At 40.5% G+C, this 23,697-nt stretch carries 18 protein-coding genes and 2 tRNA genes; 7 read left to right on the forward strand and 13 right to left on the reverse strand.

Features of this window, described 5'->3' with window-relative positions:
* Positions 1-253: 253 nt before the first annotated feature.
* On the reverse strand, positions 254-1,909 hold the full coding sequence (gene sepS, locus A994_RS01950) for an O-phosphoserine--tRNA ligase (protein WP_004029580.1): 1,656 nt from the start codon (positions 1,907-1,909) through the stop codon (positions 254-256).
* A 128-nt stretch (positions 1,910-2,037) separates the two neighbouring features.
* Between sepS and tfrA the strand changes: the two genes are divergently transcribed.
* Entirely contained in the window at positions 2,038-3,684 is a 1,647-nt protein-coding gene (tfrA, locus tag A994_RS01955; protein WP_004029581.1) for a fumarate reductase (CoM/CoB) subunit TfrA, read from the forward strand.
* Between the two features lie 243 nt (positions 3,685-3,927).
* Here tfrA and A994_RS01960 read toward each other — a convergent pair.
* The 8 genes from A994_RS01960 to cfbD all read right to left on the reverse strand — a co-directional run bounded on the left by A994_RS01960 (position 3,928) and on the right by cfbD (position 10,547).
* Positions 3,928-3,999, reverse strand: a tRNA-Arg gene (locus A994_RS01960).
* A 181-nt stretch (positions 4,000-4,180) separates the two neighbouring features.
* Positions 4,181-4,648, reverse strand: a complete 468-nt coding sequence (locus A994_RS01965; RefSeq protein ID WP_048204032.1) for an HIT family protein — start codon at positions 4,646-4,648, stop codon at positions 4,181-4,183.
* A gap of 32 nt (positions 4,649-4,680) precedes the next feature.
* Positions 4,681-5,286 carry a phosphatase PAP2 family protein gene (locus tag A994_RS01970; protein ID WP_004029583.1) on the reverse strand — a complete coding sequence of 202 codons (606 nt, stop codon included), beginning with the start codon at positions 5,284-5,286 and terminating at the stop codon, positions 4,681-4,683.
* 139 nt (positions 5,287-5,425) lie between these two features.
* Positions 5,426-5,857, reverse strand: a complete 432-nt coding sequence (locus A994_RS01975; RefSeq protein WP_004029584.1) for a hypothetical protein — start codon at positions 5,855-5,857, stop codon at positions 5,426-5,428.
* A gap of 209 nt (positions 5,858-6,066) precedes the next feature.
* Positions 6,067-7,437 (reverse strand): AIR synthase-related protein, encoded by a 1,371-nt coding sequence (locus tag A994_RS01980; RefSeq protein WP_004029585.1) that lies wholly within the window; start codon positions 7,435-7,437, stop codon positions 6,067-6,069.
* A 70-nt stretch (positions 7,438-7,507) separates the two neighbouring features.
* Entirely contained in the window at positions 7,508-8,119 is a 612-nt protein-coding gene (hisH, locus tag A994_RS01985; RefSeq protein ID WP_004029586.1) for an imidazole glycerol phosphate synthase subunit HisH, read from the reverse strand.
* Between the two features lie 143 nt (positions 8,120-8,262).
* On the reverse strand, positions 8,263-9,270 hold the full coding sequence (locus A994_RS01990; protein WP_004029587.1) for a sugar phosphate nucleotidyltransferase: 1,008 nt from the start codon (positions 9,268-9,270) through the stop codon (positions 8,263-8,265).
* Between the two features lie 197 nt (positions 9,271-9,467).
* Complete coding sequence (gene cfbD / locus A994_RS01995) at positions 9,468-10,547, reverse strand: Ni-sirohydrochlorin a,c-diamide reductive cyclase catalytic subunit (RefSeq protein ID WP_004029588.1); 1,080 nt, start codon at positions 10,545-10,547, stop codon at positions 9,468-9,470.
* A 246-nt stretch (positions 10,548-10,793) separates the two neighbouring features.
* Between cfbD and A994_RS02000 the strand changes: the two genes are divergently transcribed.
* Positions 10,794-11,537: a hypothetical protein gene (locus A994_RS02000; RefSeq protein WP_004029589.1), complete on the forward strand. Its 744-nt coding sequence runs from the start codon at positions 10,794-10,796 to the stop codon at positions 11,535-11,537.
* Positions 11,538-11,693: 156 nt separating this feature from the next.
* Entirely contained in the window at positions 11,694-12,476 is a 783-nt protein-coding gene (locus A994_RS02005) for a DNA/RNA nuclease SfsA (protein ID WP_004029590.1), read from the forward strand.
* A gap of 128 nt (positions 12,477-12,604) precedes the next feature.
* On the opposite strand, the gene A994_RS02010 is transcribed toward A994_RS02005, so the two are convergent.
* The 3 genes from A994_RS02010 to A994_RS02020 form a co-directional block, all read right to left on the reverse strand.
* The gene (locus tag A994_RS02010) at positions 12,605-13,618 is read right to left on the reverse strand and encodes a potassium channel family protein (RefSeq protein ID WP_004029591.1); all 1,014 of its coding nucleotides are present in this window, start codon (positions 13,616-13,618) and stop codon (positions 12,605-12,607) included.
* A gap of 59 nt (positions 13,619-13,677) precedes the next feature.
* Positions 13,678-14,007: a hypothetical protein gene (locus A994_RS02015; RefSeq protein ID WP_004029592.1), complete on the reverse strand. Its 330-nt coding sequence runs from the start codon at positions 14,005-14,007 to the stop codon at positions 13,678-13,680.
* A gap of 208 nt (positions 14,008-14,215) precedes the next feature.
* Entirely contained in the window at positions 14,216-16,957 is a 2,742-nt protein-coding gene (locus A994_RS02020) for a cation-translocating P-type ATPase (protein ID WP_004029593.1), read from the reverse strand.
* Positions 16,958-17,432: 475 nt separating this feature from the next.
* Between A994_RS02020 and A994_RS02025 the strand changes: the two genes are divergently transcribed.
* The 4 genes from A994_RS02025 (at position 17,433) to A994_RS02040 (ending at position 22,156) form a co-directional block, all read left to right on the forward strand.
* Positions 17,433-17,984 (forward strand): LemA family protein, encoded by a 552-nt coding sequence (locus A994_RS02025; RefSeq protein ID WP_004029594.1) that lies wholly within the window; start codon positions 17,433-17,435, stop codon positions 17,982-17,984.
* Positions 17,985-18,005: 21 nt separating this feature from the next.
* Complete coding sequence (locus A994_RS02030; protein ID WP_004029595.1) at positions 18,006-19,817, forward strand: DUF2207 domain-containing protein; 1,812 nt, start codon at positions 18,006-18,008, stop codon at positions 19,815-19,817.
* A gap of 219 nt (positions 19,818-20,036) precedes the next feature.
* Complete coding sequence (locus tag A994_RS02035; RefSeq protein ID WP_237739678.1) at positions 20,037-21,827, forward strand: DUF2207 domain-containing protein; 1,791 nt, start codon at positions 20,037-20,039, stop codon at positions 21,825-21,827.
* Between the two features lie 255 nt (positions 21,828-22,082).
* Positions 22,083-22,156: transfer RNA gene (locus tag A994_RS02040), tRNA-Gly, on the forward strand.
* A gap of 223 nt (positions 22,157-22,379) precedes the next feature.
* Here A994_RS02040 and A994_RS02045 read toward each other — a convergent pair.
* Positions 22,380-23,567, reverse strand: a complete 1,188-nt coding sequence (locus tag A994_RS02045; protein WP_004029597.1) for a redox-regulated ATPase YchF — start codon at positions 23,565-23,567, stop codon at positions 22,380-22,382.
* Positions 23,568-23,697: the final 130 nt, after the last annotated feature.

Consider the following 23,697-nt stretch of genomic DNA (forward strand, 5'->3'; position numbering starts at 1 on the left):
CTGCCCTATCCTATGGATGGTAAGTCCTGAAGCACACCTAAGATGTCAGTCTGAATCTCGAGGATCATAAAACCTTACATTCTTTCTCAATACATGGAAAAATCATGGTTTAAGTATTTAATATAATAAATACTGGGGTGTTTACAAATGACAGGGAAAACTTAAGAGGTATGGGGAAAATAGTTCCTCAGGCTAGGAAAAATGTTCCTCATGTCATGTATTATATTAACTTATGTGCCTCTTAGGTTTATTATTAAATTTTTCCAGTTATAGTACAAAATATGGGGCCCCTAATGTCTATAACTTTGTTTTTGCTGTTTATATGGCGCATGGCCAGTTCGTCCAGTTTAAGGTTGATATCTGAAGGGGATTTAGCTATGGTAGTGCGTAGTTTAATCTCTTCTTCTCCACTTACCACCATTTCTTCCATGTGATAGGCGGCCTGTGCTGCCACACCTGCCATATAACTGATACCAGTTGGAACACCTTTTTTAAGGGCCTGAATAGCCAGTTCATCCATCACTTCTTTTCCCAAATTTCCCAGAACCTCCTCTACAATATCATCTGGAGACTGGAAACGCTCCATCTCTGCAGGTTGTGGCACACCAACGATATTTCCATCATAAACATGCACACGATTCCAGCTGGCCGGTCCCAGTAGTTTTGTTCCTGCTTCGGGTTCTATAATTTTAACTTCAAGGTCCTTACCCATAAATTCTCCTTGGAAAGTGATAAACTCACAGGGGGATTTGGTTTCGCCGTGTTCTATGGCAGTATTGATTATGGATTCCATCAACTTTCGCCCATCATCAGTTACCGGGTACAGGTTCATATGGATCATTGATGCTATTTCCCGGTCACTGAGACCCCATTTGCCATAAGTATGGGGATAAACCATCTCCCGGATATCTTTATGACCACCCAGGATCATGGCAATTCTCTCGGCACCCACACCCAGATTCATCACTTGCTGGTCAATACCGTACTTGGCAAGGGCAATGGGAGAGTACAATCCAAAAGTGGCCACTTCAACCCATTCATTCAGTTTGGGATGGTATCCGTAAACCTCGGTCTGGGTCCCGGGGATGTAATATTTGGATTTCTTCTCATCAGGCAAGAATTTGAATTTTTTAAATCCAAAATATTCCAGTAAACTCTCAGAAACTGCCATTCCCATATCCAGGGAAACTTCATCATCCATCCAGACACATGAAGCGGAATGGTAAGTCATAAGGTGACTTGCATCTTCCCTTTGCTCGCGACGGAAGCAGCGATCAATGGAGAATAATTTAACAGGTAATGGGCTATTTTGGTGCAGGGATTCCAGGGTTATGAACCATCCTGAGGTCATATGTGAACGTAAAGTGGTTTTACTGGAGATGGGAGTTAATTCTTTGAGTTCAGGGAATACTCTCTCCATCACTCGCAGCCCAGTTTCATCAAGTACTTCCAGTGCACTGGATACATCGTGCACCAGGTCATCTCCACTGGTATCTCCCTTTTTGTAACTTCTGAAAACATCTTTAATGCCTCTGATTTTATCCTCGTCAAGTGAAACACCCATACTCTCAATCTGGGCGATTTTCTCCATACTGATTCCTATATCTGGTCGGGGGAGTCCTGCCAGGTAGAAGCAACGGTCCAGAACTGCAGGGGCCTCTGGTCCAAACTGGCGGTAAACATGTTCTTCCTCTATAAACAGAGGATTAAGTGTTTCCTCAAATCCCAGGAGTAAGTAGGCCTGCCTGAGCTGGGCCATTGTGTCTGAAAGTGGATGGGTCCTGCCGGGCTGGAAGTGCAGGCGGGGATACTCATCATCGTGGTGTGGATTTTTCAAGCTTTTACCTGTTTCCACCCAGGCCTTTTCAAAATCCCTTTTTGCCAGTTTTAATATCTCCTTTTTCTTCACTGCACATCCTCCTATAGGTTAAAGATAATCTTGAATTGTTTTACCATATTTTTATATTTGTTCATACCCTTAAACTTCTCTCCACCCTACTTAAAAAACTTAAATAAAACCATGTTCAATTTTATACCATGGAAAGGGAGACTTACCAGGCTGATGTACTGGTCATTGGATCCGGAGGAGCCGGATCAAGAGCAGCCATAGAGGCCAAAAAGCATGGTTTAGATGTAATTATAGTATCCAAAGGATTATCATTCAAATCAGGGTGCACCACCCTGGCAGAGGGAGGTTACAATGCTGCCTTTGCCTATGTGGATGTTGATGACAGCACCCAGGCGCACCTGGAGGACACACTCAAAGGAGGAGGCTACCTCAACGACCCGGAACTGGCACGTATACTGGTGGAAGAAGCACCAGAAAGACTCACAGAACTGGAAAGTTACGGTGCCCTCTTTGACAGGCAGGAATCTGGGAAACTCAACCAGCGGCCATTTGGGGGTCAGACCTATCGTCGGACCTGTTTCCAGGGGGACCGCACCGGTCATGAGATGATGACTGCCCTTAAAGAGGAGATCATCCGACAGGATATTCAGACTGTGGATGAAGTCATGATCACTACACTCTTAAAGGATTCTGAAGGCAGGATTGGAGGGGCCTGTGGAATATCATTATCTGATACAAAATTCATGGTCTTTCTGGCTAAATCAACCATTGTAACCACTGGGGGGGCAGGATGGATTTACCCGGTAACCTCCAATGTCCTGCAAAAAACAGGGGATGGTTATGCAATGGCCTGGAAGGCTGGAGCAGACCTCCTGGACATGGAACAGGTTCAATTTCACCCAACTGGGATGCTGTACCCTGACTCCCGTCGGGGGGTTCTGGTGACTGAGGCTGTTCGTGGAGAAGGAGGAAGACTCATAAACTCTCAGGGGGAACGTTTCATGGCTAACTACGACCTCAGGGGGGAACTAGCCACCCGGGATGTTGTAGCCCGGGCCATTTACAATGAAATCATGGAAGGAAGGGGTACTCCAAGTGGTGGGGTTTACCTGGACGTAACTCACCTTCCTCCAGAGGTAATTGAGGAAAAATTGGAAACCATGCTCCTGCAATTCCAGGACGTGGGAGTGGATATCCGAAAAGAACCAATGGAAGTAGCACCCACTGCCCATCACTTTATGGGAGGAGCCAGGATAAACCCACAGTGTGAAACTAGCATCCCAAATCTCTATGTGGCCGGTGAAGCTGCAGGCGGAGTTCACGGGGCGAACCGTCTTGGAGGAAATGCCCTGGCTGAAACTCAGGTTTTTGGAAGGCGTGCTGGTGAATCAGCTGCTAAAAACGTGTTTAAATCTAATTTTGAACTGGAATCTGCCTCTTTGGATAGAGAAGAGGAAAGAATTGGAAAACTATTCCAAGATGGGGATTACCCTCCATTCCAACTTAAAAAAGAGTTACAGGAAGTCATGTGGAATAATGTGGCTATTATTCGCCGGGAAAAACGCCTTAAATCGGCATTAAAAGAAATAGCTGCTATTAAAGATAAAATGGAAAGAATGATAGTGCCTGATGGTAGTGGTTATAATCAGCACCTACTGGATGCTCTGGAACTGGAGAACATGGTTTTAATAGCAGAATTAGTTACTAAATCTGCCCTCATACGGGAGGAAAGCAGGGGAGCTCACTACCGTGCAGACTATCCTGATACAAAGGATGAATGGAAGAAGAGTATTGTTTTGAATAAGGATAAGAGAATGGGTTATGTGCAAAGATAAAATCGTAAGCAGTGCATCTGATTTTATAAATCCATATTCTTTATTTAAATAGCTCTTTTTTAACTTTTTTTAACTTTTTTAATATTTTTCAAAAATTTTTAAAATAAAAATTGGAGTTTCCATTTTTCTGGAAGTGTCGATCTTAGGAGAATACTATTTCAGTTACAGAAATTAATACCATTCATTTCTTAGAACTACTATCCAATTTAATAAGAGGTAAATAAGTCAAAAAGTAGTAAAATATGCCCTGACCGGGACTTGAACCCGGGTTATAGGATCCGCAATCCTAAGTGATATCCACTACACTATCAGGGCAATAATAAAACAGTAGTTTTTATTCCCAACACATTTGTTGGAACTTATACTCAATTGATTTTTTATCTATTTAAGTTTTGTTTTAGATTTTCATTGAAGATACTCTTGAAAGTCAGTTTATGTTATGTAAATGTGAAGGTCATCCATTCCAGTGATGGGATGTATTATACTTTAGAAAGATTTAAATTTCCAGGTTTTCCCGAATTTTGTCTTTAATATGCTTTTTCAGTTCATCTGGAATTGGAATTGATTTCCTGCGATCATGCATGGTGCTCATTCCGAAACAAGGATCATCAAATGTTCTATCTTCAAATTCAACCGAGTCCCTGTAACGGGGGATGAAATGCCAGTGCAGATGGGGGCAGGGAGGCACTTCACGGTAGGAAGAGTTCATCAAACAGCCCCAGTTGAACATGGTGGCATGGAAGGACTTTCTAATTGCAGATTCTAATTTTTTAACCACCAGTGCTAGGTCGGCCCATTCTTCACAACTTAAAGCAGAAAGCTCTGTTTCATCTCTTTTAAGGGCCACAACACAGGTTCCCAGGTTTCTCTGATCAGGGGCCAGGATGATGAGCCAGTGTTCAGTTTCAGCCAGCAACTCACCGAACTGGTGATCCTTTAACCTTTCAAAATATTCACATTCCATGGGAATTCCATCCATATACTAATCCTTAAAAATTAGATTAACAGGTAAATCTGTACTGCTGTTAAAAAGTAACCCAACACTGTGCCTACAATTAACTGTGCCGGGGTGTGTCTTTTAAGGTACAATCTACTCCACAGTACCAGGGGCACCAGTAAACTGAATAAAACCCCATACCACCCGAAAAGGTAGATGATCGCAGTTGCTGGACCGGCAATGCCCATGGCGTGTATACTGATCTTCCAGTAAAGGCTGAATAAGAGAACGATAATGGTGTTGTTAAGATAGCAGATCATTAAAACCGTGGTGAGTGGGGGTGCTCCCAGAATATAGAGTACAGCAACACCAGTAATATATGATGCAATTACCAGTAAAAGAGGATAAATCCTATCCTGCCTTCGGGGCATGTCTACTTCCAGGTTTTTCTTTTTTATCCATAATGAACTGGTAATTATGGGTAAAATACTCACAAAAAAGATGCTAATTGCTGAAAACCATAACCAGTCCCCTCCATAAAGTAAGGTGTAATTAATAATCAAAAAAACTGGAATGGCAACAAAAGGGGGATTGCTGACCGTGGATATGAAATTGGCCAGTGTTTCGTGGGAAGAAGTGTTTTGATTAGGGAGATTAATGGGCATTTATGTCCATCCAGCACATTTTTATAAGAAGATGAGAAGTTTTAGCGGCTATATTCTCTTTAAAAATAATAGCTAATAAAATCTTTCATTTAAATGAGTTGGGATCAGTATTTCAAGAGTCAGGTAAGAATTTATGGTTTTATCTCACGTAAATACGGAAAGTGTAGTTACCACAGTTGCGGGAGGCGGTGGCTATATTGTCTGTATTTTTCAGTTCCATCTTCCCGGCCAGTTTCTTCCCACCCAACTGTTTTTCTTCGATTAGGAGATATTCACTTCCCGCCATGTTTTTATCCAGAAAATTAGAGGCAATTTCTCCTGCGCTATCGATACTGGTCTGGCTATGGTTACCCTGGGTAAGAATGGTTGAAACACGCTCTAAAACAGACTGGTCATTTCCGTCACAGTAGTTGACCATTAAATCCATGGTATCATGGGCTTTATGGGATGAATGGATCCCCAGGGGTAATTCAGGGGATGCAGAAAAATTACTAATTCCAAAAAGAACGATTATAATTGGAATCAGGGCTAGCACCGCATCCATTGTGTAAGCAAATCCTTTTTCATCCATATGAATTCACATAGATTCGTTAACCCCATCCTTCAATCATGGTAAATCTTCTAATATGGTAATTCGATTGATTAGGCGTTTGGCTTGATTTTATACCATTAAACTTAATTTATTAAGATTTTCCTCGCTTATACTTTTGATCTTAAAGTTTATTTAATGCTAAGATGGATTGGATCCCGTTTGGTTAGTTAAATGTTTAATTCAATTATTTAATTATCATATTTTTCCTTTATCCGGGCCACCACTTCGTCTTTCTTGGCAATGGCTTCCAGTGCTGATCTTTCCACTTTCTGCTTCATTTCGTCAAAATCTTCTGGCTGCAGATCCCCAACCATCTTTTTGACCTTGGTATACGCTGCCTCACGGAATAAGGGTTTAAGTTCTTTTTCTCCTTGATCGGTGATTAGACGAGGAATTCCAGTATCATCCACTTCTCCTATTCTACCAATCCTGACTCCAGCACCTGAAACAGCCTTCTCCACCTGGCTTGCCACATCTTCAGTGGCTATTATCATGAGTGAATCCACTGAAACACCCAGATGGTCAATATCCAGGCTTTCCAGCATATTCAGTACTTTAGGGTTAACCAGTTGTCTGATTTCCTCTTCCCAGAATGCAAGTCCCAACCCTGTGGTCTGTGATATCTCATGGGCATCCCCTCTGAGTCCTCCGTTGGTCACATCGGTCATGGCGTGTACTTTGGGGAGGAGTCCGGCCTTTAGTATGGCCTCCGATGCCTGGATGAAGCTGATGTCCATGGTCTCCCACACCACATCGAAGAGTCCGTGATAGAGGGCGGTGGTGGTTATGGTCCCTCCACCTGATCCTTCAGTTAGGAGGATCACATCTCCGGGTTCGGCTCGTTTACGGGCGGTGGGGGGATGGGGGGATATTCCCACCGCACCCACGGCGCTGACCAGCCGGTCTCCCAAGACCATATCTCCTCCCACACGTAGGGTACTACCGGCTACTAAGGGGACTCCAGTGAGTTCTGAAACCGCGCATACTCCTGCAGTGTAGTCGAAGAGCTTAGCTACTTCTCCATCGTCTGCCAGGTGAAGGTCGCTTAAGAGTGCTACTGGCTGGGAACCCATAACACAAACGTCCCGCATGGATGCCCTGGCCACGTGGAAACCGCCCAGGAATGGGTATTCACTTAGACGGGAGTGTATTCCATCCACGGCTGTGGTGATGTACACTTCATCAGCTCCGGCCGCTGCTTTTACCACGCCTCCGTCGTCCTGGGCGGTGGGGTTGATGAATGCGTTGGTGTGGCTGCTTTTAACGATTTCTGCGATTTGACGATGTACAAAGAAGTCCCCTGCACCACGGGAACCTACACCCATCTGGCCCATTCCTACTCCTGATTTGGGGTATTCTATTAACTTTTTAAGGGATTCATCAGGGTGGTCTTCGATTTTTAGGGTGTATTTGACTTCTTCCAGGACTGCTTCTGCCATCTGGTTGGCCTGTTCTGGGCTGATGTCTTTAAATTCCAGGATCTTTTCCTGGAGACTTTTTTGTACAGATTCTTCGTCATGATCTACCAGGGCGCGCCTGGCGAAACCTTCTATATCCACACTAACACCTTCTATAGTATTACTAATATTTAAATTTTTCTTACTTCATTGATGTGGGATTTAAAAATAATCATAAAACATTTCTAAGGAAGTTTTTGAGTATTTCCAGACCAATTTCTCCACTTTTTTCAGGGTGAAACTGGGTGGCGTATACATTGTCCTGGGCCACCACTGCTGGAACTTCCACACCATAATCCACAGTGGCCATTACTACTTCCTCATTATCCGGACGAACGTAGTAAGAGTGGACAAAGTACATGTAATCACTGCCTATTCCTTCAAGTAATGGAGAATTCTGCTTGATATTTAGGTTGTTCCATCCCATATGGGGGATTTTAAGACCATCATTTAGCAGGGTATCTGGGAAACGAACCACTTTACCTGAAAAAACGTCCAGTCCCCTGATCATGGGACTTTCTTCACTCTCACTGAACAATACTTGCAAACCTAAACAGACACCCAGAAAGGGTTTATCATCTTTGATGTGCTGATGGATGATATCCTCATATTTTTTGAGGTTTTCCATTGCAGTTCCAAAGGCACCTACACCCGGGAGGATCATCACATCTGCCTTTTTTAACTCTTCTTTATCCCGAGTTACCAGTACTTCCGCACCAACATGATGGAATCCGTTTCTGATGCTTTTTAGGTTCCCGCTGCCGTAATCAATAATGGTTATCATGATCTTATAGGTAATGAACACTTTCGGTTAGTAATAAACACGTTTTGCTATAAATTTAAAATTCAATTTACTTGAATTAAATTTTTATCTCATAACCTGTATTTTTTTAAATTATAATTCCTTTTTTATAAAAAAGAAATTAATCACCTGACATCGTAGTAGTCTTTGACTCTTACGGTATCGTTAGGGTGTGGTGTTGATATTTCATGGAGAACAGTATTTTCCATGGCTACGATAGTGTGGTTTTCCATAGGTTTAATACGGATAGTGTCATTTTTCCCGAAGTACTCTTTGTGGTCTTCAAATTCTATGTATCCGGCTCCACTTAGGATGTACATGGTTTCATCCTTTTGGGGGTGGTGGTGATATGAGGTCTGGTATCCTTCCCTGATGAATAACTCTTTGGTTAAGTATTTTTCAGTGTTTATCAGGATTTTTTCGTATCCCCATGGTTTATCTTCCCGGTTCTGGTACTCTTTACGGATTTCCTCCAGTTCTTTGGAGGTGTCAATTGCCATCCAGAACAGACCGTCTTCCTGGTAGTAACCTAACTGGTTATTCTTGGCGTACATGGGGAACACGGTTTTTTCAATATCTCCCACATCAAAGTCACCGAAATCAATTTCTCCCTTGGAGAAGTAAACTCCTCCGTTAATATAATAATCCAGGACTGGTTTTTCCTTGAATGAAACCAGACGATCTCCGCTGATCTCTACTATACCATAGGGGGAGACCATCCTGGTAATGAAGAGTGATAGGGGGTGGTCTGATTTTTCACCATTTTCCACCATTTTTTTAATATTTAAATCAGCCACAACATCTCCGTTACGTATAATGCACTGTTTGCCTGGACCAACAGCTTCCATTCCTAGTTTTATGGCGTTAAGGGTCCCCAGTGGTTTGTCTTCTTCCACGTATTCTATTTTCACACCCATGTAATTATCGCCGAATCTTTCCCTGATCTTGTCACTTAAAAATCCGGTTAAGAGGAAAACCTGGTTAATACCTGCATTTTTAAAGTCAAAGAGCTGTTTATCCAGAATGGTGTAATCATCCTTAATTTCAATGAGGGGCTTGGGCACTCTTTCAGTGAGGGGCCTTAATCGTTTTCCAAATCCTCCGCAGAGTATCATACCTACTGTACTGGTCATAGTTATCACCACTATTTTTTATCTATTTAACTCAAGTTTCTGTTATCTTAATCAAATTCATCGGAATGTTACAATACTTCTCGATCATTATCTCAATATAAATCCGTTTATTTATTGCCTATATTATAAGCCAGTTATATATAAAATTCACCAACAGGATATGATCCATGAAAGTAAACCTATGGGCTACTGGTTTGTTATCTTTTTTCATCAATTTTTACCCTTAAAACAGTTCCAAAATCAGATTCAACTATTTTATCAGTTCCTAGTGTTTTCGCATGGGCATCCAGCTCGGTAACCACCCAATTATATCCTAGTTTTTTCAGTGGCTCCACCAGGCGGGGACCATCAGTAATGGCAACAGATTGAATGTTTAATTTTTCAATGGGCAGAGCATGGGGCACTCCAGCCACCACTACTAGATCGTAATCTTCTTTTTCCAGATATTCAACTGCATTATCGCCAGTTATTGGATATTCATCCAGTCCTCCTGTTATAAAATCTATCTGTAATCTGTTTTCATTCAACTCTTCCTGGATATTCTGGGCATGTTGCCGGATACGGGGAAGACCAGTTTCCAGATCAAGGTTGGCAATGATTAAGGGTTTATTTTCAGGGTAAATCTCCTGGAAAGGTATTTTTAGAAGGTCAGCGAAGAGGTATGATGTCTCCTTCTTAGCGTTGAGTACAAATGCAATTTTATCTCCCTTTTCAAAGGCTTCAAGGAGTAAGCTGGCTACTTTTTCTTTATCATCCCCGTAGGATGGAGCTATATATTTTCCCTGAGCCATACCCCTGGTTTTTTCAATCTCTGTAGCTTTTTTAAGCATTCTACTCTGTCTTTCAGTTTCTTCAGGTGGGATTACTCCTTCAAGCTGGGCAGCTTCTAAGACAGCAATGGCTCCTTCAGTGTTATCACCTTCACTCAAACCACCATGGGACTCCACAGTCAGAACCTTGGCAGGGATTCCTGCGTTGTTAACTGCTTCCCTCATGTCTTCACCGATGATCATGCTGGCACAGGTTCCCACCACACCTACCAGTTGGGGATGGAACAGTTCATCTGCTTCACGCAGTGTTTCCTCCAGTTTGGCTGATGCACCAAATATGAAGTCATTTTCAGACATGGCAGTGGTTACCACCCTCACTCCATCATTTTCAAGAAGACGACCAGTACGGAAACAACAACCGTGGGGTCCGTGGAGGATAATAACATCGGCGTTTAAATCTCGGAGAGTGTAAAGGGATGCGGCAATGGGACTGGGTCTGGGATGCAAGATATTTCACCTCTATTTTTTTCAGATGATTATTTGGTATAGATATTATTATTTAGTATAAGATCATTATTGGGGTTTCATTAAATCATTATCGACTTTTCATTAACATTAACCATTATAACTAATGTCACTATAATAAACTTAAATCTGGGTATGATCTTTTTCTATAGTTTTTCTATAGATGTGTTGATTTCTATAAATTTGTTAATTTATAAGATAAACAATTATGTATTGCGGAGACAGGATATGGGCAGTATGAGTAGAGAACAATGGTTTTTAATGGTTTTAATATTAATTGTGATAGTTTTGGGAATAGTTACCAGTTTCAACGCTTTCAATTATAATTTTAACAGTACTGATAATTCTACTCCGGTTGTGGCTAATAATACTATACCCACAGTTAAATTTCTGGGTGAATGTGATCATGGGTTTGTGGTTCGTTACGGGCCTTATGGTAATATTAACTCTCCAGTTAAGGTGGCCTACGTGGTGGGGGTTCATCCCATGGAAATTCAGGCACATCAGGCAATGATGACTGAAATAACAAGTGATCAATCTTTAAAGCACTGTTATTATATTTATCAAATCACTGTAACCAAAAATAGAGATGATTATACTCAGGGAAGGATCAATGGTCAAGAATTAGCTCGTGATTATGCAGTACCGGATATTAAAAAGGGAAAATATAATATGGTGGTTGATGTGCACTCCACCAAAGGAGACTACCCTGAAACACGTTTCATATCGGTACCCTCAGATGATGCTCGCTCTCTACTTCTGGCCCATTTAATTGTCCAAAAGATCCCATGGCTTGTTTTCTATGTTCCTCCATTTGATGGTGGTCCTACCAGTGGCCCCTATGTGACTATACCAATTATACAGTCTGGAACACCTGCAATGGTCTACGAAACCTACACTTATGCTCCGTTTAACGAAACACTGGAACATGCAATGGAATTTGCCCGAGTGGTTGATGGACTATCTTTATAACGATTTAAGTTTCTGGAAGTAGGTTATTAAAAGAACGATGATGAATTTAAGGATGATAATGGATATTGAATTAGAATTTAAATCAAATTATCTAAGCTGGCTTTGATTTATTTGATTTAGATATTTTAAACTTTATTATCTGTTAGTGGAACTAAAATGAAAATATTAAATTTAATGGAAGGAATATTCCGAGATAGGCCCAATCGTTTCACAGTAGAGTTTGAAACATCTTCCGGGATCGAAAAAGCACATTTAAGAGACCCGGGTAGATTAAAGGAACTCTTAATCCCCGGGGTGGAACTACTTTTGCGCCCGGCCCTTAACCCGGAATCACGTAAAACCAAATATGATGTAATCGCAGTTTGGAGTGAAGGAATCTGGGTGCTCATCAATTCTGGTTTTCACAGTGATCTTGCAGCTGAAATGATTAAATCTAAAATTGTACTTGAATTATCAGATTACACTGTAAAAAAAAGAGAATACACCTTTGGGAAGAGTAGGCTTGATTTTCTTTTAACTAAAATGGATAAATTAATTAAAATGGATAAAAGAGGAAAAAAAGAGTCTAAAAGGGTCAGTAAAAAAAATTCACTGGAAGTGGATCATGACCTGCTAATGGAAGTAAAAGGATGCACCCTGGTTGAAGAGGGTCATGCCAGGTTTCCTGATGCGCCTACCATCCGGGGAAAAAGACACCTGGAAGAACTTATAAAAGCTAAAAAAGAGGGAATGGAATCTGCAGTGCTTTTTTTGATTCCAAGAGAGGATGCTAAAGTATTTTCACCCAACTGGGAGATGGATCCTGATTTTTCCAAGACACTAAAACAGGCAGAACACGAAAATGTCAAGATAATTGCCTATTCTTTCACACTCGACTACCATAAAAAAGAATTGGAATTAAAACCATTAAAAAAGATAAAAGTAAAAGTTAAACCTTAATTTAGCTTGAATTCACTTTTTAACTTTAATCATTTCTTTAGCTTGAATCCCTTTTTAACTTATTCATTCTTTAACTTGAATTCACTCTAATTTAATTTTGATTCTTTATTTTAAATTGGATTCATGTATCAGGTTAACTTAATGTTTTCCAGTTTTTCGAACTCTTCCACTTTTCCAATGCCCAGAATTACATCTCCAGTTTTTAGGATGTAATCACGTGGTGGATCAATGATAAGGTCTCCGTCACGGCCCACTCCAACAACCACTACTCCAGTTCTTTCGTGAATATCAGCCTCTAAAAGACTTAAACCGTTGAATTGGCTTTCAGGGTTGATTTTAACTTCCCTCATTTCTCTGCTGGTGTGTTCTGCCAGAACATCCTGAACGAACATGGCCTCGTATCCATCGTCGATACTTTTATGCATGAGACGTCCGGATATTACGAAGGGTGAGACTACCTGGTTGGCACCAGCCAGCTTAATCTGTTCAATATTTTCATAACGCTGGACTTCAGCTACCACTCTAACCTTCTTGTCTACTTTACGTATGCTCAGGATGGCATGGATGGTTCTAGAATCAGATTCCATATCTACAATAACTGCCTGAGCTCCTTTAACATTAGCCTTCTCCAGGTCTTTGATGCGAGTGGGATCCCCATGAACGAAGTTAGCACCATTTTTTAGGGCATTTTTCTGCACCTGTTCATTTTCATCAAGAACGAAAATTTCTGCTGTTTTCCCAATTTCCTTAATGCATTCCACTGTACTTTCGGTCCATCCACATATAACCACGTGTTTTGATCTTTCCACGTTTATCAGCCCCATAAGTTTCATTTGTTGTCTTTTGAAGATTAGGTTTACCAGGGACTCTACTGCCAGGGCAAAGGTTCCAATACCTAAAATAATTAGGCTGATGGTGAAAAACATTCCTAAAGGGCTTTTAGGACTGTAATCTCCATATCCGACTGTTCCTATGGTTACGAAGGTCCAGTAAAAAGACACGATCCATGATTGTCCTTCAATGAAGTGAAACCCAATAGTTCCATAGGCAATTATACAGAGAACCAGGATTAAAATCCAGGTCAATCTCTGTTTAGCAACCATAGGTAAGCTTTTCCTGAGTACCCTTAAAATTACAAACATTTGGGCCTCCAATTCTTACTTTAATATCATGCTTTCCTCAGTAAGCGAGGAAATGGTTCCTATCGAAGGAAAAGATACCAGATTATCAATCCTATTACTCCCAGAATGATTACTACTATAATAATGATCAGCCACCATGGGAACCCCCCACTGGAATCATCAGTAGTGTTATCCTCATCATCATCTCCATCTTTTACTTTAGTTTTACTGGAAGAGCTGGAACTGCTACTTTTACTACTGCTACTTTTCATTAATGGGGTGATACTGGCGGCACTTGATGTGCTTATCTGAGAATTAGATTCTCCTGCAGGATTTTCATTTGCCCAAACCGCCGAAAATGACATAGAAATAAAAACTATTAATGAAAACATTATAATTTGCCATTTCACTTTTATTCCTCCTTTTAGCATTTCAAATTTGAAAATATTATGTTGTTGTAATTCGTTTTTTTATTTCTATTTAATATGATTTATCATGAAGTATTCTCATCATGGGGTATTCTCATCATGGGGTATTCTCATATTACTAACGTGATAATCACTCTTACAAATGAGCTGTTTGATGATTGATTGAGTATATTCTGGGCTTAAAGGCTTTTTATGGGATGGTCCTGTTTTTTCGAACCATGTACTTGCGAAGTTCATCTGCCAGGAACATTATGGGCACAAATGTGAGTAAATATAGCCATTCATAAAGTCCAAGGGCGATGGTGCCGAATATTCCCTGCAATGGTGGAATGTAAATAATGGCCAGGAGCACTGCCACTGAGAATGCAATCCCCCTTATAATCCACCTGTTTTTAAAGATTCCCACTTCCAGTACCGAGGTTCTGTTGGTCTGACAGCCCAGGAGGTTGCCCATCTGGGCCAGAACAATTCCTGCAAAAACCATACTGGTTGCCTTCAAGTAAACCGGATCAGTGAATGAAAGCTGCTGGCCCCAGGTCCATCCGCTGCTTAGTAAGACCCAGAAAAAGCCAGACATCACCAAGGCAGCTTCAATTATCCCTAAAAAAATATAACCTCTGAATATAACTCCAAAGTTCAGGAGGCGTTCTTTACGTGGACGTGGGGGTCTGTTCATCACATCTGACTCAGAAGGGCCGACCCCCAGGGCCAGGGCAGGCACAGTATCTGTTCCCAGATCAATGGCCAGGATCTGCATAACTGTAATTGGTAGAGGGATCCTGAAAAGAACCATCATAACAAAAGGGACGATTTCGGCGGTTTCGTGGGAGAAAATGTAGGTGATGAATTTACGAATGTTTTCGTAGATGGTACGACCTTCTTTAATGGCTTCCACAATGGTAGCGAAGTTATCATCGGTTAAAATCATATCTGCGGCTTCTTTAGCAACATCAGTGCCAGTAATGCCCATAGCCACACCTATGTCTGCTTTACGGAGGGCAGGGGCATCGTTAACCCCATCACCAGTCATGGCCACAATTTCATCCATACTCTCCAGGATGCTGGCAATACGCATCTTGTGCTCGGGCACGGCCCTTGCAAAAATAACGTTGCATTCTCCCTTCAGAACTTCCTTCACTTCTTCATCACTCATCTGGTCAAGTTCATTACCCTTAACAATGCGACAATCCTCACTCACTATTCCTACTTCCTTGGCTATGGCCTGAGCTGTCAAACCATAGTCACCGGTAATCATAATAATACGTATACCAGCTTTATGGCAGTCACCAACAGCAGGTTTCACTTCTGGACGTGGAGGATCCTGCATGGCCATCATACCCAGAAATACCAGATCTCGTTCAACATTCTCGGTCTGGTAATCATCAAAATCAGGGGGTAAGTCACGATATGCCATGGCCAGTATACGCAACCCAGAAGCCGCCAGTTTATCATGGATCTTAATCACTTTCACCTTTTCCTCATCAGTGAAGGGTCTTACAACACCATCATCAGAGATCATGGGGGAAAGGCTGATGATTTTTTTAGGAGCACCTTTAACATAGGCCACCTGTCCATGGTTTTCCTGGTGGATGCTGGTCATGGATTTCCGCTGGGAATCAAAGGGAAGTTCTAATATTCGTGGATTCTTTTCTATCTCTTCTTCCCAGTTGAAACCATTTTTCCGGGCAGCTACCAGGAGGGAAGCTTCAGTGGGGTCGCCAATTATTTTCCATTTATCTTGCGGGGTTTCAGCTTCAATAAGTTTGGAATCATTACAGAAGGTTGCTGATCTTAAGAGTAACTTGAGTTCCCGGATTTCTCGATGATCAATTGGTGATCCTTTATGTAGAAATTCTCCCTCTGGAGAGTAACCTGCACCTGTAACCTCAATGATCTCACAGGGAAGCCAGACTTTACGTACAGTCATCTCATTTTGGGTTATGGTTCCTGTCTTGTCGGTGCAGATGATATTGGTTGATCCCAGGGTTTCCACACTGGACAAACGTTTTATAAGGGCATTCTTCCGGACCATCTTCTGCACCGAGGCAGCCAGTGCCAGTGTAACTGTTGGTAGCAGTCCTTCAGGGACATTGGCAACTGTAAGTCCAATAGCAAAAATGAAAGCAACTTGTAATGGAAGTTTAACCACCCACAGGTTCACTGCAAAAAGGGTTACTCCCAGTAGTATGGCGATAAGTGCTATGATACGGGTTACCCTTGCCAGCTCCTTTTGTAGGGGACTGGGCTCCTGACTCACTTCCTGGGTTAAACTGGCTATCTGGTTGAACTCAGTTTCTCGGCCAGTGGCAAATACCACAGCCTTTCCAGACCCAGAAGCCACACTGGTCCCTGCAAATACCAGGTTACCCATCTCTACAAAGGCATGTTCTGCTTCTGGAACCTCATGGGCAAATTTACGGACCGGTTTAGACTCACCAGTAAGGGTTGAACTGTCCACTTTCATCTGACTGGTTTCCACCAGCCGAGCATCGGCAGAGATGTTGTCCCCCTCGTCCAGCACTAAAAAATCCCCTGGAACTAACTGGGAGGATAATACCTCTTTCTTCTCATTATCGCGGATTACTTTGGCCCTGGAAGGAAGTATCTTCTTTAAAGCTTCCAGGGCCTGTTCTGCCTTGTACTCCTGCCAGAAACTGAAAATTGCATTTATAATTATAACTGCAATAATGGCAAACCCTAACTGGGGTGTACCACTTAAAAAAGCAAGTCCACTGGCTGCCCAGAGTAATAATGCCAGAAGCTGGTAAAGATTTGCTAAAAACTTAAAAATAACCGGTTTTTTCTTAACTTCCTCAATCTGATTGGGCCCATATTTTTCAAGCCTCTTTTTGGCCTTTACATTGGTTAATCCCGTTTCAGAAGTTTTTAATTCATCATAAACTTCTTCAGGAGGGAGTTCATTGATCTTCATTTTTACACTTGAAACTTACCTCTGTCTGTGGGGTGTTTTCCAATGATCTTAAGATCAGAAAGTTTGAGTAGATAAACATCAATTACCAATTAATTTAATCATATAGAATTTTCATTAATTTTAAACCAGATAAAATTCTCAATTTACATTTAATCCATAATTTTTTTCTTGAAGTTCATATTAATATTTAATGTAAGTGGCATAAATGTGATTCTATTATTTTCATACAATTTCAAGGGATTAATGGTCATTTATGGGCTTTTCAAAGTGTTTAATTTGTTATTATGGTATTTTTATAAATAACGATTATTCCTATGTTTTTTTTAGATTTTACATGGTTTGGATTGGTCCACGCATATTTTGAAACTATGATTTAGCTAATTATATTAATGATAATTGTACAGGAATTAATAGGAATAATCTGAAATAGGATTAATTTGAATAGAGAATATTTGAATTTAAACAGGTGAATGGAATGCTAATCGAACTAATAATATTAATTATCATAATTCTGGTAGTAATAGTATTTGTATACCTTTATAACAGTCTGATTCAGCTTAGGAACAGGGTTAAAAATGCATGGTCTCAGATTGATGTTCAGCTGAACCGTCGTGCTGACCTCATACCTAACTTGGTGGAAACTGTGAAGGGATATGCTAAACACGAAAAAACCGTCTTTGAAAAGGTAACTGAAGCAAGATCGGGGTTAATGAATGCTAAAACAGTTCAAGAAACTGCAGAAGCAAATAACATGTTAACTGATACCTTAAAAAGTCTATTTGCAGTGGCGGAGAATTACCCCGAGCTGAAGGCCAATGAAAACTTTTTAAAGTTACAAAGCCAGTTAGAGGAAACTGAAAATAAAATAGCATACTCCAGACAGTTTTACAATGACACAGTGTTGATGTACAACAACAAATGCCAGATGTTTCCCAGCAATCTCTTAGCAAACTCCTTTAACTTCAAGGAAGCAGAGTTCTTTGAAATAGAAGAAACCAAAAGGGAAGTCCCTAAAGTTGAGTTTTAATATTTGGATAGGGGACTAACAATGGACAAAAAGCGTTCTATTCTTTTAATAGTTACACTATCCATTTTCCTACTTTCATTTATGGGATCAGCTTGTGCTGAAGAAGATAGGAGCTATTCAATACCCTCCATCAATATGGATATGTTCCTTCAAAATGATGGTTCAATCCATGTTACAGAAACCATTCATTACTCCTTTTCAGGAACCTACAATGGAGTATACCGGGATATACCATTAAAAAATGGTCAAATTCTGGAAAATGTGAAGGTTTCAACTCAGGGGGCTTATTCCAGTCAGGAAGTGATTGATCAAGGTACCAACCAGCGGGTTAAAATATATTTATACTCCGATGCAGCAAAAACCAATCCCATATCCAATAAAGATGTGGCTGTGACCATTGAATATGACTTAGTTCATGTGCTGCGGTTTTACAATGATATAGTTCAATTACAGTATAAACTGGTGGGTGAAGGATGGGATGTGCCCATTGAACAGCTTAATGCCAAAATCCATGTCCCCTCCAGTGATGGTGTGAAGTACTGGTTGAATCCACCATACTACGCTAAAAATTCCAGCTGGCAGGGTAACACCCTGGAGGTAAACAGCGAAAGTATTCCTTCAGGTGATTACTTCGAAATCAGGATGGTTCTACCTAAAAGTCAATTCTCATCCAATCCCACCAACGGGACAATCATAAATCAAGACGCCTTAAATCAGATAGAACAGATTCAAACTGCTTACCAAAATCAACTGAACTTTAACAGCATGTTATATTCAATTTTGGCAGTATTAATGATCCTATCTCTCTTTGTGCCTTTAATTATTTATTACAGGTACGGAAGGGAGCCAAAAATAGATTACCGGGCAGAATACGAACGGGATATTCCTACCGATGATCCACCGGCCCTGGTAAATGCCATCTGTGGTCCAGGATTCTCCAAAAAAATAGGAGAACCAGATATGGATGGATTTAAAGCCACCATAATGGACTTAATCGACAGAAAATATCTTTTAATGGAAAAAGAACCATCAGAAAAACAGGGCTATGGGATAGATGATTCAATGTTCCTTAAAATAAACCCTGAAAAGGATAAATCAGCCCTCAAAGAATTTGAACTGGACATATTAAACTTCCTGGGAGAATTCGAACAGGATGGATTAATATCTCTGGACCAGATCTCCGCGGATTTATCGGATCGGGAAACTGCAAAATCCTTCCGAGACACCTACAACAACTGGAAAGATGATATAAAGGACAGATTCCTCAGTGATGACCAGATGGATAAGATCTTCATCAAGAAGGGAGACACCTACTTAAAGATTTTCGGAGTGGCTGGAATCATAGTGGCTGCAATTGTGTTCTTTGTAACCATCACAGACTCTTTACCTGCTGCTAAGTTCGCATTAGTTGCATCAATAGCCCTGGGAGTGGTATCTGTCATTTCCCTTATTCTCCCCCAGAAGATCGCAGGCCAGTGGACCACCTATGGTGAAGAGTACGATGCCAAATGGCATAACTTCAAGAAGTACATCCAGGATTTCAGTCTCATAAAAGAATATCCTCCTGAGTCGGTTACCATCTGGAACAAGTACCTGGTGTACGCCACAGCATTAGGGGCAGCTGAAGCAGTAAGAAAGGCAATGGAGCTCTATGTGCCCAACGAGCAACTGGAAGGCAGTGATATCTACATGTTCCATTATTACGGGGGATACGCCCTTCTTGCTTCATCCCTGGACAATGGTATTTCCACAGCTTCTGCAGGATCTGGTGATTTTGGAGGAGTGGGGGATATTGGTGGAGGAGATATTGGAGGTGGAGGAGGTGCTTTTTAATCAAAAACCTCTCCCTTTTTTTATTTTTACAGTTCAAAGAAATTTACAGACATAAAAATTAAACACGCGTGTATATTCATGAAATAACAATGATTTAAGGTATAAATAGGATTTATATGCATAAAAAATCGTATAAATCCATTAAACTGGGATATGAACTGAATATCAGGGCTTAATAAATAACAGGTTTTGATAGGTTAATAAAATTCTGGTGGTCCGGTGGAAAATAAACTTTGTTTGGGCATTATAACAATTATAATATCTTTATTTCTTTTCACAGGAATAACAACATCTTCTGCTGTTGATAGAACTTATTCAATTCCTTCTATAGGCATAGATCTTTTCCTGATGGATGATGGAACTGTTCATGTTACCGAAACATTACACTACTCATTCAGTGGAACTTCAAATGAAATTTACAGGAATATCCCCATAAAAGACCCGGTTAAACTTGAAAAGCTTAAAATTTCCACTCCAGGTGCTTATTCTAATTACACAATCAATGATAAAGCAAGTTCCAAGCATATTACTATTGACTTATACTCTAATCCATCTAAAACAATCCCTATTTCTGGTAGAGATGTTGATGTTATCATTGAATACGATCTTTTAGATTTGGTAAAATTTTACAATGATCTGGCCCAACTCCACTATGATGTGGTGGATGGGGGATTGGCTGATGATGTAGGTCAGGTAAATGCCAGGATACATCTTGCATCGAGTGAGGGAGTGAAATACGTGTTTAAATCTCAGGATAATAGTTTAAATTCCACCTGGGATGGGAATACGCTGGAATTTACCGGCAAAAATGTCATCCCTGGCCGCTTGGAGTTAATGATGGTTATCCCTAAATCTCAATTCACAGAAGATCCTCCCAACGTGGTTAAAGTCAATCAGGATATTTTACCAGAATTAGATAAAATGCAGAAGGAATACCAGGACCTGGTGAATTATAAAACAAATGCTTATTCCATGATAGCAATACTATTGCTTTTGGCTTGTTTTACTCCATTAATCATTTACCTAATCTATGGTAGAGATCCTGAAATTGATTACAACGATGAATACGAAATGGACCTTCCTACTGATGATCCTCCTGCAATTGTAAATGCCATATCTGGGAATTTGTGGGGTAAAGAAGTGGGAGAACCAGATATGGATGGTTTCAGGGCAACAATAATGGATTTAATATATCGTGGCTACCTGGTCATGGATGATATCTCCCCTGAAAATGCTGATGTTAATTTGCGATCTATTACATTCCGAATTAATGAGGATAAAGATTTAAACGAGCTTCAAACTTTCGAAAGTGACATCATTAACATGTTCAGTTACTTTGAAGGAGAGGATGGTTTAATCTATCTGGATGACATTAAAAAGAATTTAAACAGTGGAATTGTCATATCTGGAAATACCGGAAGCCTGAAAGATGATGAATTCATAACATTCAGGGAAGTTTATAACGGGTGGAAGAATGATTTAATAAGCAAATTTTTAGATGAAGATGCCATGTCTCGTGTTTTTCAAAAAAGAGGAGATAAATACCTTAAAATTTTTGCAGTAATCTCAATTGTCACAGGCATTGTCGGTGCATTTACTGCAGTGGTGGATCCATTACCTGCTGCCAGATATGTCTCATATTCATCATTTATTCTTTTAATGGTAGGCCTGGTTTCATTTATAATGCCTCAAAAAATAGCTGGACAGTGGACTACTTATGGTGAGGAATATGATGCAAAATGGCATAATTTTGCAAAATATATCCAGGATTTCAGCCTCATAAAGGACCAACCACCTGAATCCATTGAAATATGGGACAAATACCTGGTATATGCCAGTGCACTGGGAATTGCCACTAAAGTCCGTAAATCCATGGAAATGATACTTCCCCCTGATGTAACAGGGGGTAAGGCTTATCAGTTCCATTCTTCAGGTGGGTACTGTGAGCTTTCCAAAAGTCTGGATGCGGGTATTGCTGGTAATAACCAAAAAAATTCGCGGTCACGTTAAAAAATATAATAATATATTTAGAAATCTTTATTTTCGAGAATTAATAACTTAAACACATTTATTTTACAGTTTAAGAGTATTTTAGCAGTTAAAAGCTATTTTAGCACTTTAAGATATATTTTAACAGTTCATAGATTTATTATAACAGTTTATGTATTTGATCATTAAATGTAATTTACAGTGTGAATTAAATTACTCAAACCATAAAAATTTTAAAATAATAAGAAATGAAAATCATAAGTGAAATCTTGCTTAGCGACGTTAGTCCAGCCTGGTTAAGACTTGGGCTTCCCAAGCCTACAACCCGGGTTCGAATCCCGGACGTCGCATTATTTTTATTAGAGATTAAAGTGTTATTTGTTATTTTTTTTCTTGAAATTATAGATACGTCTATTTTTTACTTTTAACTCTTTAAAAAACCTTCTATTCCCTAATAACTGGTAAAAGCATAAACTGGTTAAAAATAATGATAGGGGGGCTACTTCAAACTAGATTCCTATTTCAAAACCTGTAAACAAGGGGGGGATAACATAATTTCCGTTAAACTTCTTTTTAACGTGTAACTATGCTAATTATGTCTCCATCTTCCAGTTCATGGTCACTGGCCACCCTACGGCAACTCCTGGCATCAATAGCATGCATGAAACCTTCTCCAATATCAGTATGGATGAGGAATGCCATATCCTTTGGTTTGGAGCCACTGGGTATCAGTAATGCATCGGGGAGCACGTTACCTTTTTGATCAGAAAGTTTGTGTTCATCTTCAACAGGATAGACCACGATCATGTTCAACAGACTGAATATGGCTTGGTTCAGGGCTTCCTGCACTCCAGTACCTCCGTACTTTTGGAGAACATTTTCCCGTATGTATTCCAGGGCATTTATCTGCTGAGTGCTCAGTTTGTCATTTTGGAGGATTTCAAAGTCAGATTCTCCGGATATATATTTAATAAGTCCGGCTTCTGCTGCTCTGGTTAATGCCAGTTCTGCCTCTGCTGAAGCAGGCACCACATTATCATATTTTTCCCGAAGCCTCTTTATGTTCTCTTCTGCATGGGGCAGGTCTGCCTTGTTGGCCACAATTAACATTGGCTTGGCAATTTTAAGGAGATTATCGAGCAAGTTTATGATATCGTCGTCTTCCCAGTCCTTGTACTCCTTGGTAACAGTTCTCTTGGCTTCCAGCACATCTTCTACCAGAATCCCGGCTCCACTGAGCTGCTCTGCTATTACCTTGGCAATATCCAGTTTCTCAGAAAGTGCCTTACGAACCAGCCTGTTCCAGTTCTTGTTGAGGATTCCGAAGAGCCACATGGTTATTTCGTGCTGCAGGAAATCAACATCCTCCATAGGGTCATGTGATCCTGCCTCACAGGGTCTACCTTCCTCATCAGTGGATCCTGAGGCATCAATGACGTGGATGAATGCCCTGGCCTGGCGTAGATCATCCAGGAACTTGTTACCCAATCCGCGACCTTCATGGGCTCCTGGAACAAGTCCAGCAACATCCAGTAACTCCACTGGGATCAGCCTCTGACCATCCCTGCACTGTGAGTTTCGAGGGTTACATTCAACTTCTAATTCACGGCAGGGGCATGGTTTAACCACATGGGCCACTGCCTTGTTAACATCGATGGTGGTGAATGGATAACCTGCCACTTCAACTTCTGATAAGGTTGCTGCGTTGAAAAAAGATGATTTGCCCACGTTGGGCTTTCCGGTAACTGCAATCTGGAGCATAATAAATCACTACTAGTCTTTTTACCTCCCAGGTTATTAAAGATTTTAGGGAAATATCCAATAATGAACAATATCAATTTATTCTAGATAATGGAAAATATTTAGATAATGGAAATTTAATCAATTAATT

It is taken from the genome of Methanobacterium formicicum DSM 3637, from assembly GCF_000302455.1.
Taxonomy (GTDB): domain Archaea; phylum Methanobacteriota; class Methanobacteria; order Methanobacteriales; family Methanobacteriaceae; genus Methanobacterium; species Methanobacterium formicicum_A.

Coding starts and splice junctions, on each gene's coding strand:
- A994_RS02005 (WP_004029590.1), top strand. CDS start 11,694: ATGAAAATATTAAATTTAATGGAAGGAATATTCCGAGATAGGCCCAAT.
- A994_RS02025 (WP_004029594.1), top strand. CDS start 17,433: ATGCTAATCGAACTAATAATATTAATTATCATAATTCTGGTAGTAATA.
- A994_RS01990 (WP_004029587.1), bottom strand. CDS start 9,270: ATGACCAGTACAGTAGGTATGATACTCTGCGGAGGATTTGGAAAACGA.
- A994_RS02020 (WP_004029593.1), bottom strand. CDS start 16,957: ATGAAGATCAATGAACTCCCTCCTGAAGAAGTTTATGATGAATTAAAA.
- A994_RS01970 (WP_004029583.1), bottom strand. CDS start 5,286: ATGCCCATTAATCTCCCTAATCAAAACACTTCTTCCCACGAAACACTG.
- A994_RS02030 (WP_004029595.1), top strand. CDS start 18,006: ATGGACAAAAAGCGTTCTATTCTTTTAATAGTTACACTATCCATTTTC.
- hisH (WP_004029586.1), bottom strand. CDS start 8,119: ATGATAACCATTATTGATTACGGCAGCGGGAACCTAAAAAGCATCAGA.
- tfrA (WP_004029581.1), top strand. CDS start 2,038: ATGGAAAGGGAGACTTACCAGGCTGATGTACTGGTCATTGGATCCGGA.
- A994_RS01965 (WP_048204032.1), bottom strand. CDS start 4,648: ATGGAATGTGAATATTTTGAAAGGTTAAAGGATCACCAGTTCGGTGAG.
- A994_RS02010 (WP_004029591.1), bottom strand. CDS start 13,618: ATGTTTGTAATTTTAAGGGTACTCAGGAAAAGCTTACCTATGGTTGCT.
- A994_RS02000 (WP_004029589.1), top strand. CDS start 10,794: ATGGGCAGTATGAGTAGAGAACAATGGTTTTTAATGGTTTTAATATTA.
- A994_RS02045 (WP_004029597.1), bottom strand. CDS start 23,567: ATGCTCCAGATTGCAGTTACCGGAAAGCCCAACGTGGGCAAATCATCT.
- A994_RS01975 (WP_004029584.1), bottom strand. CDS start 5,857: ATGGATGAAAAAGGATTTGCTTACACAATGGATGCGGTGCTAGCCCTG.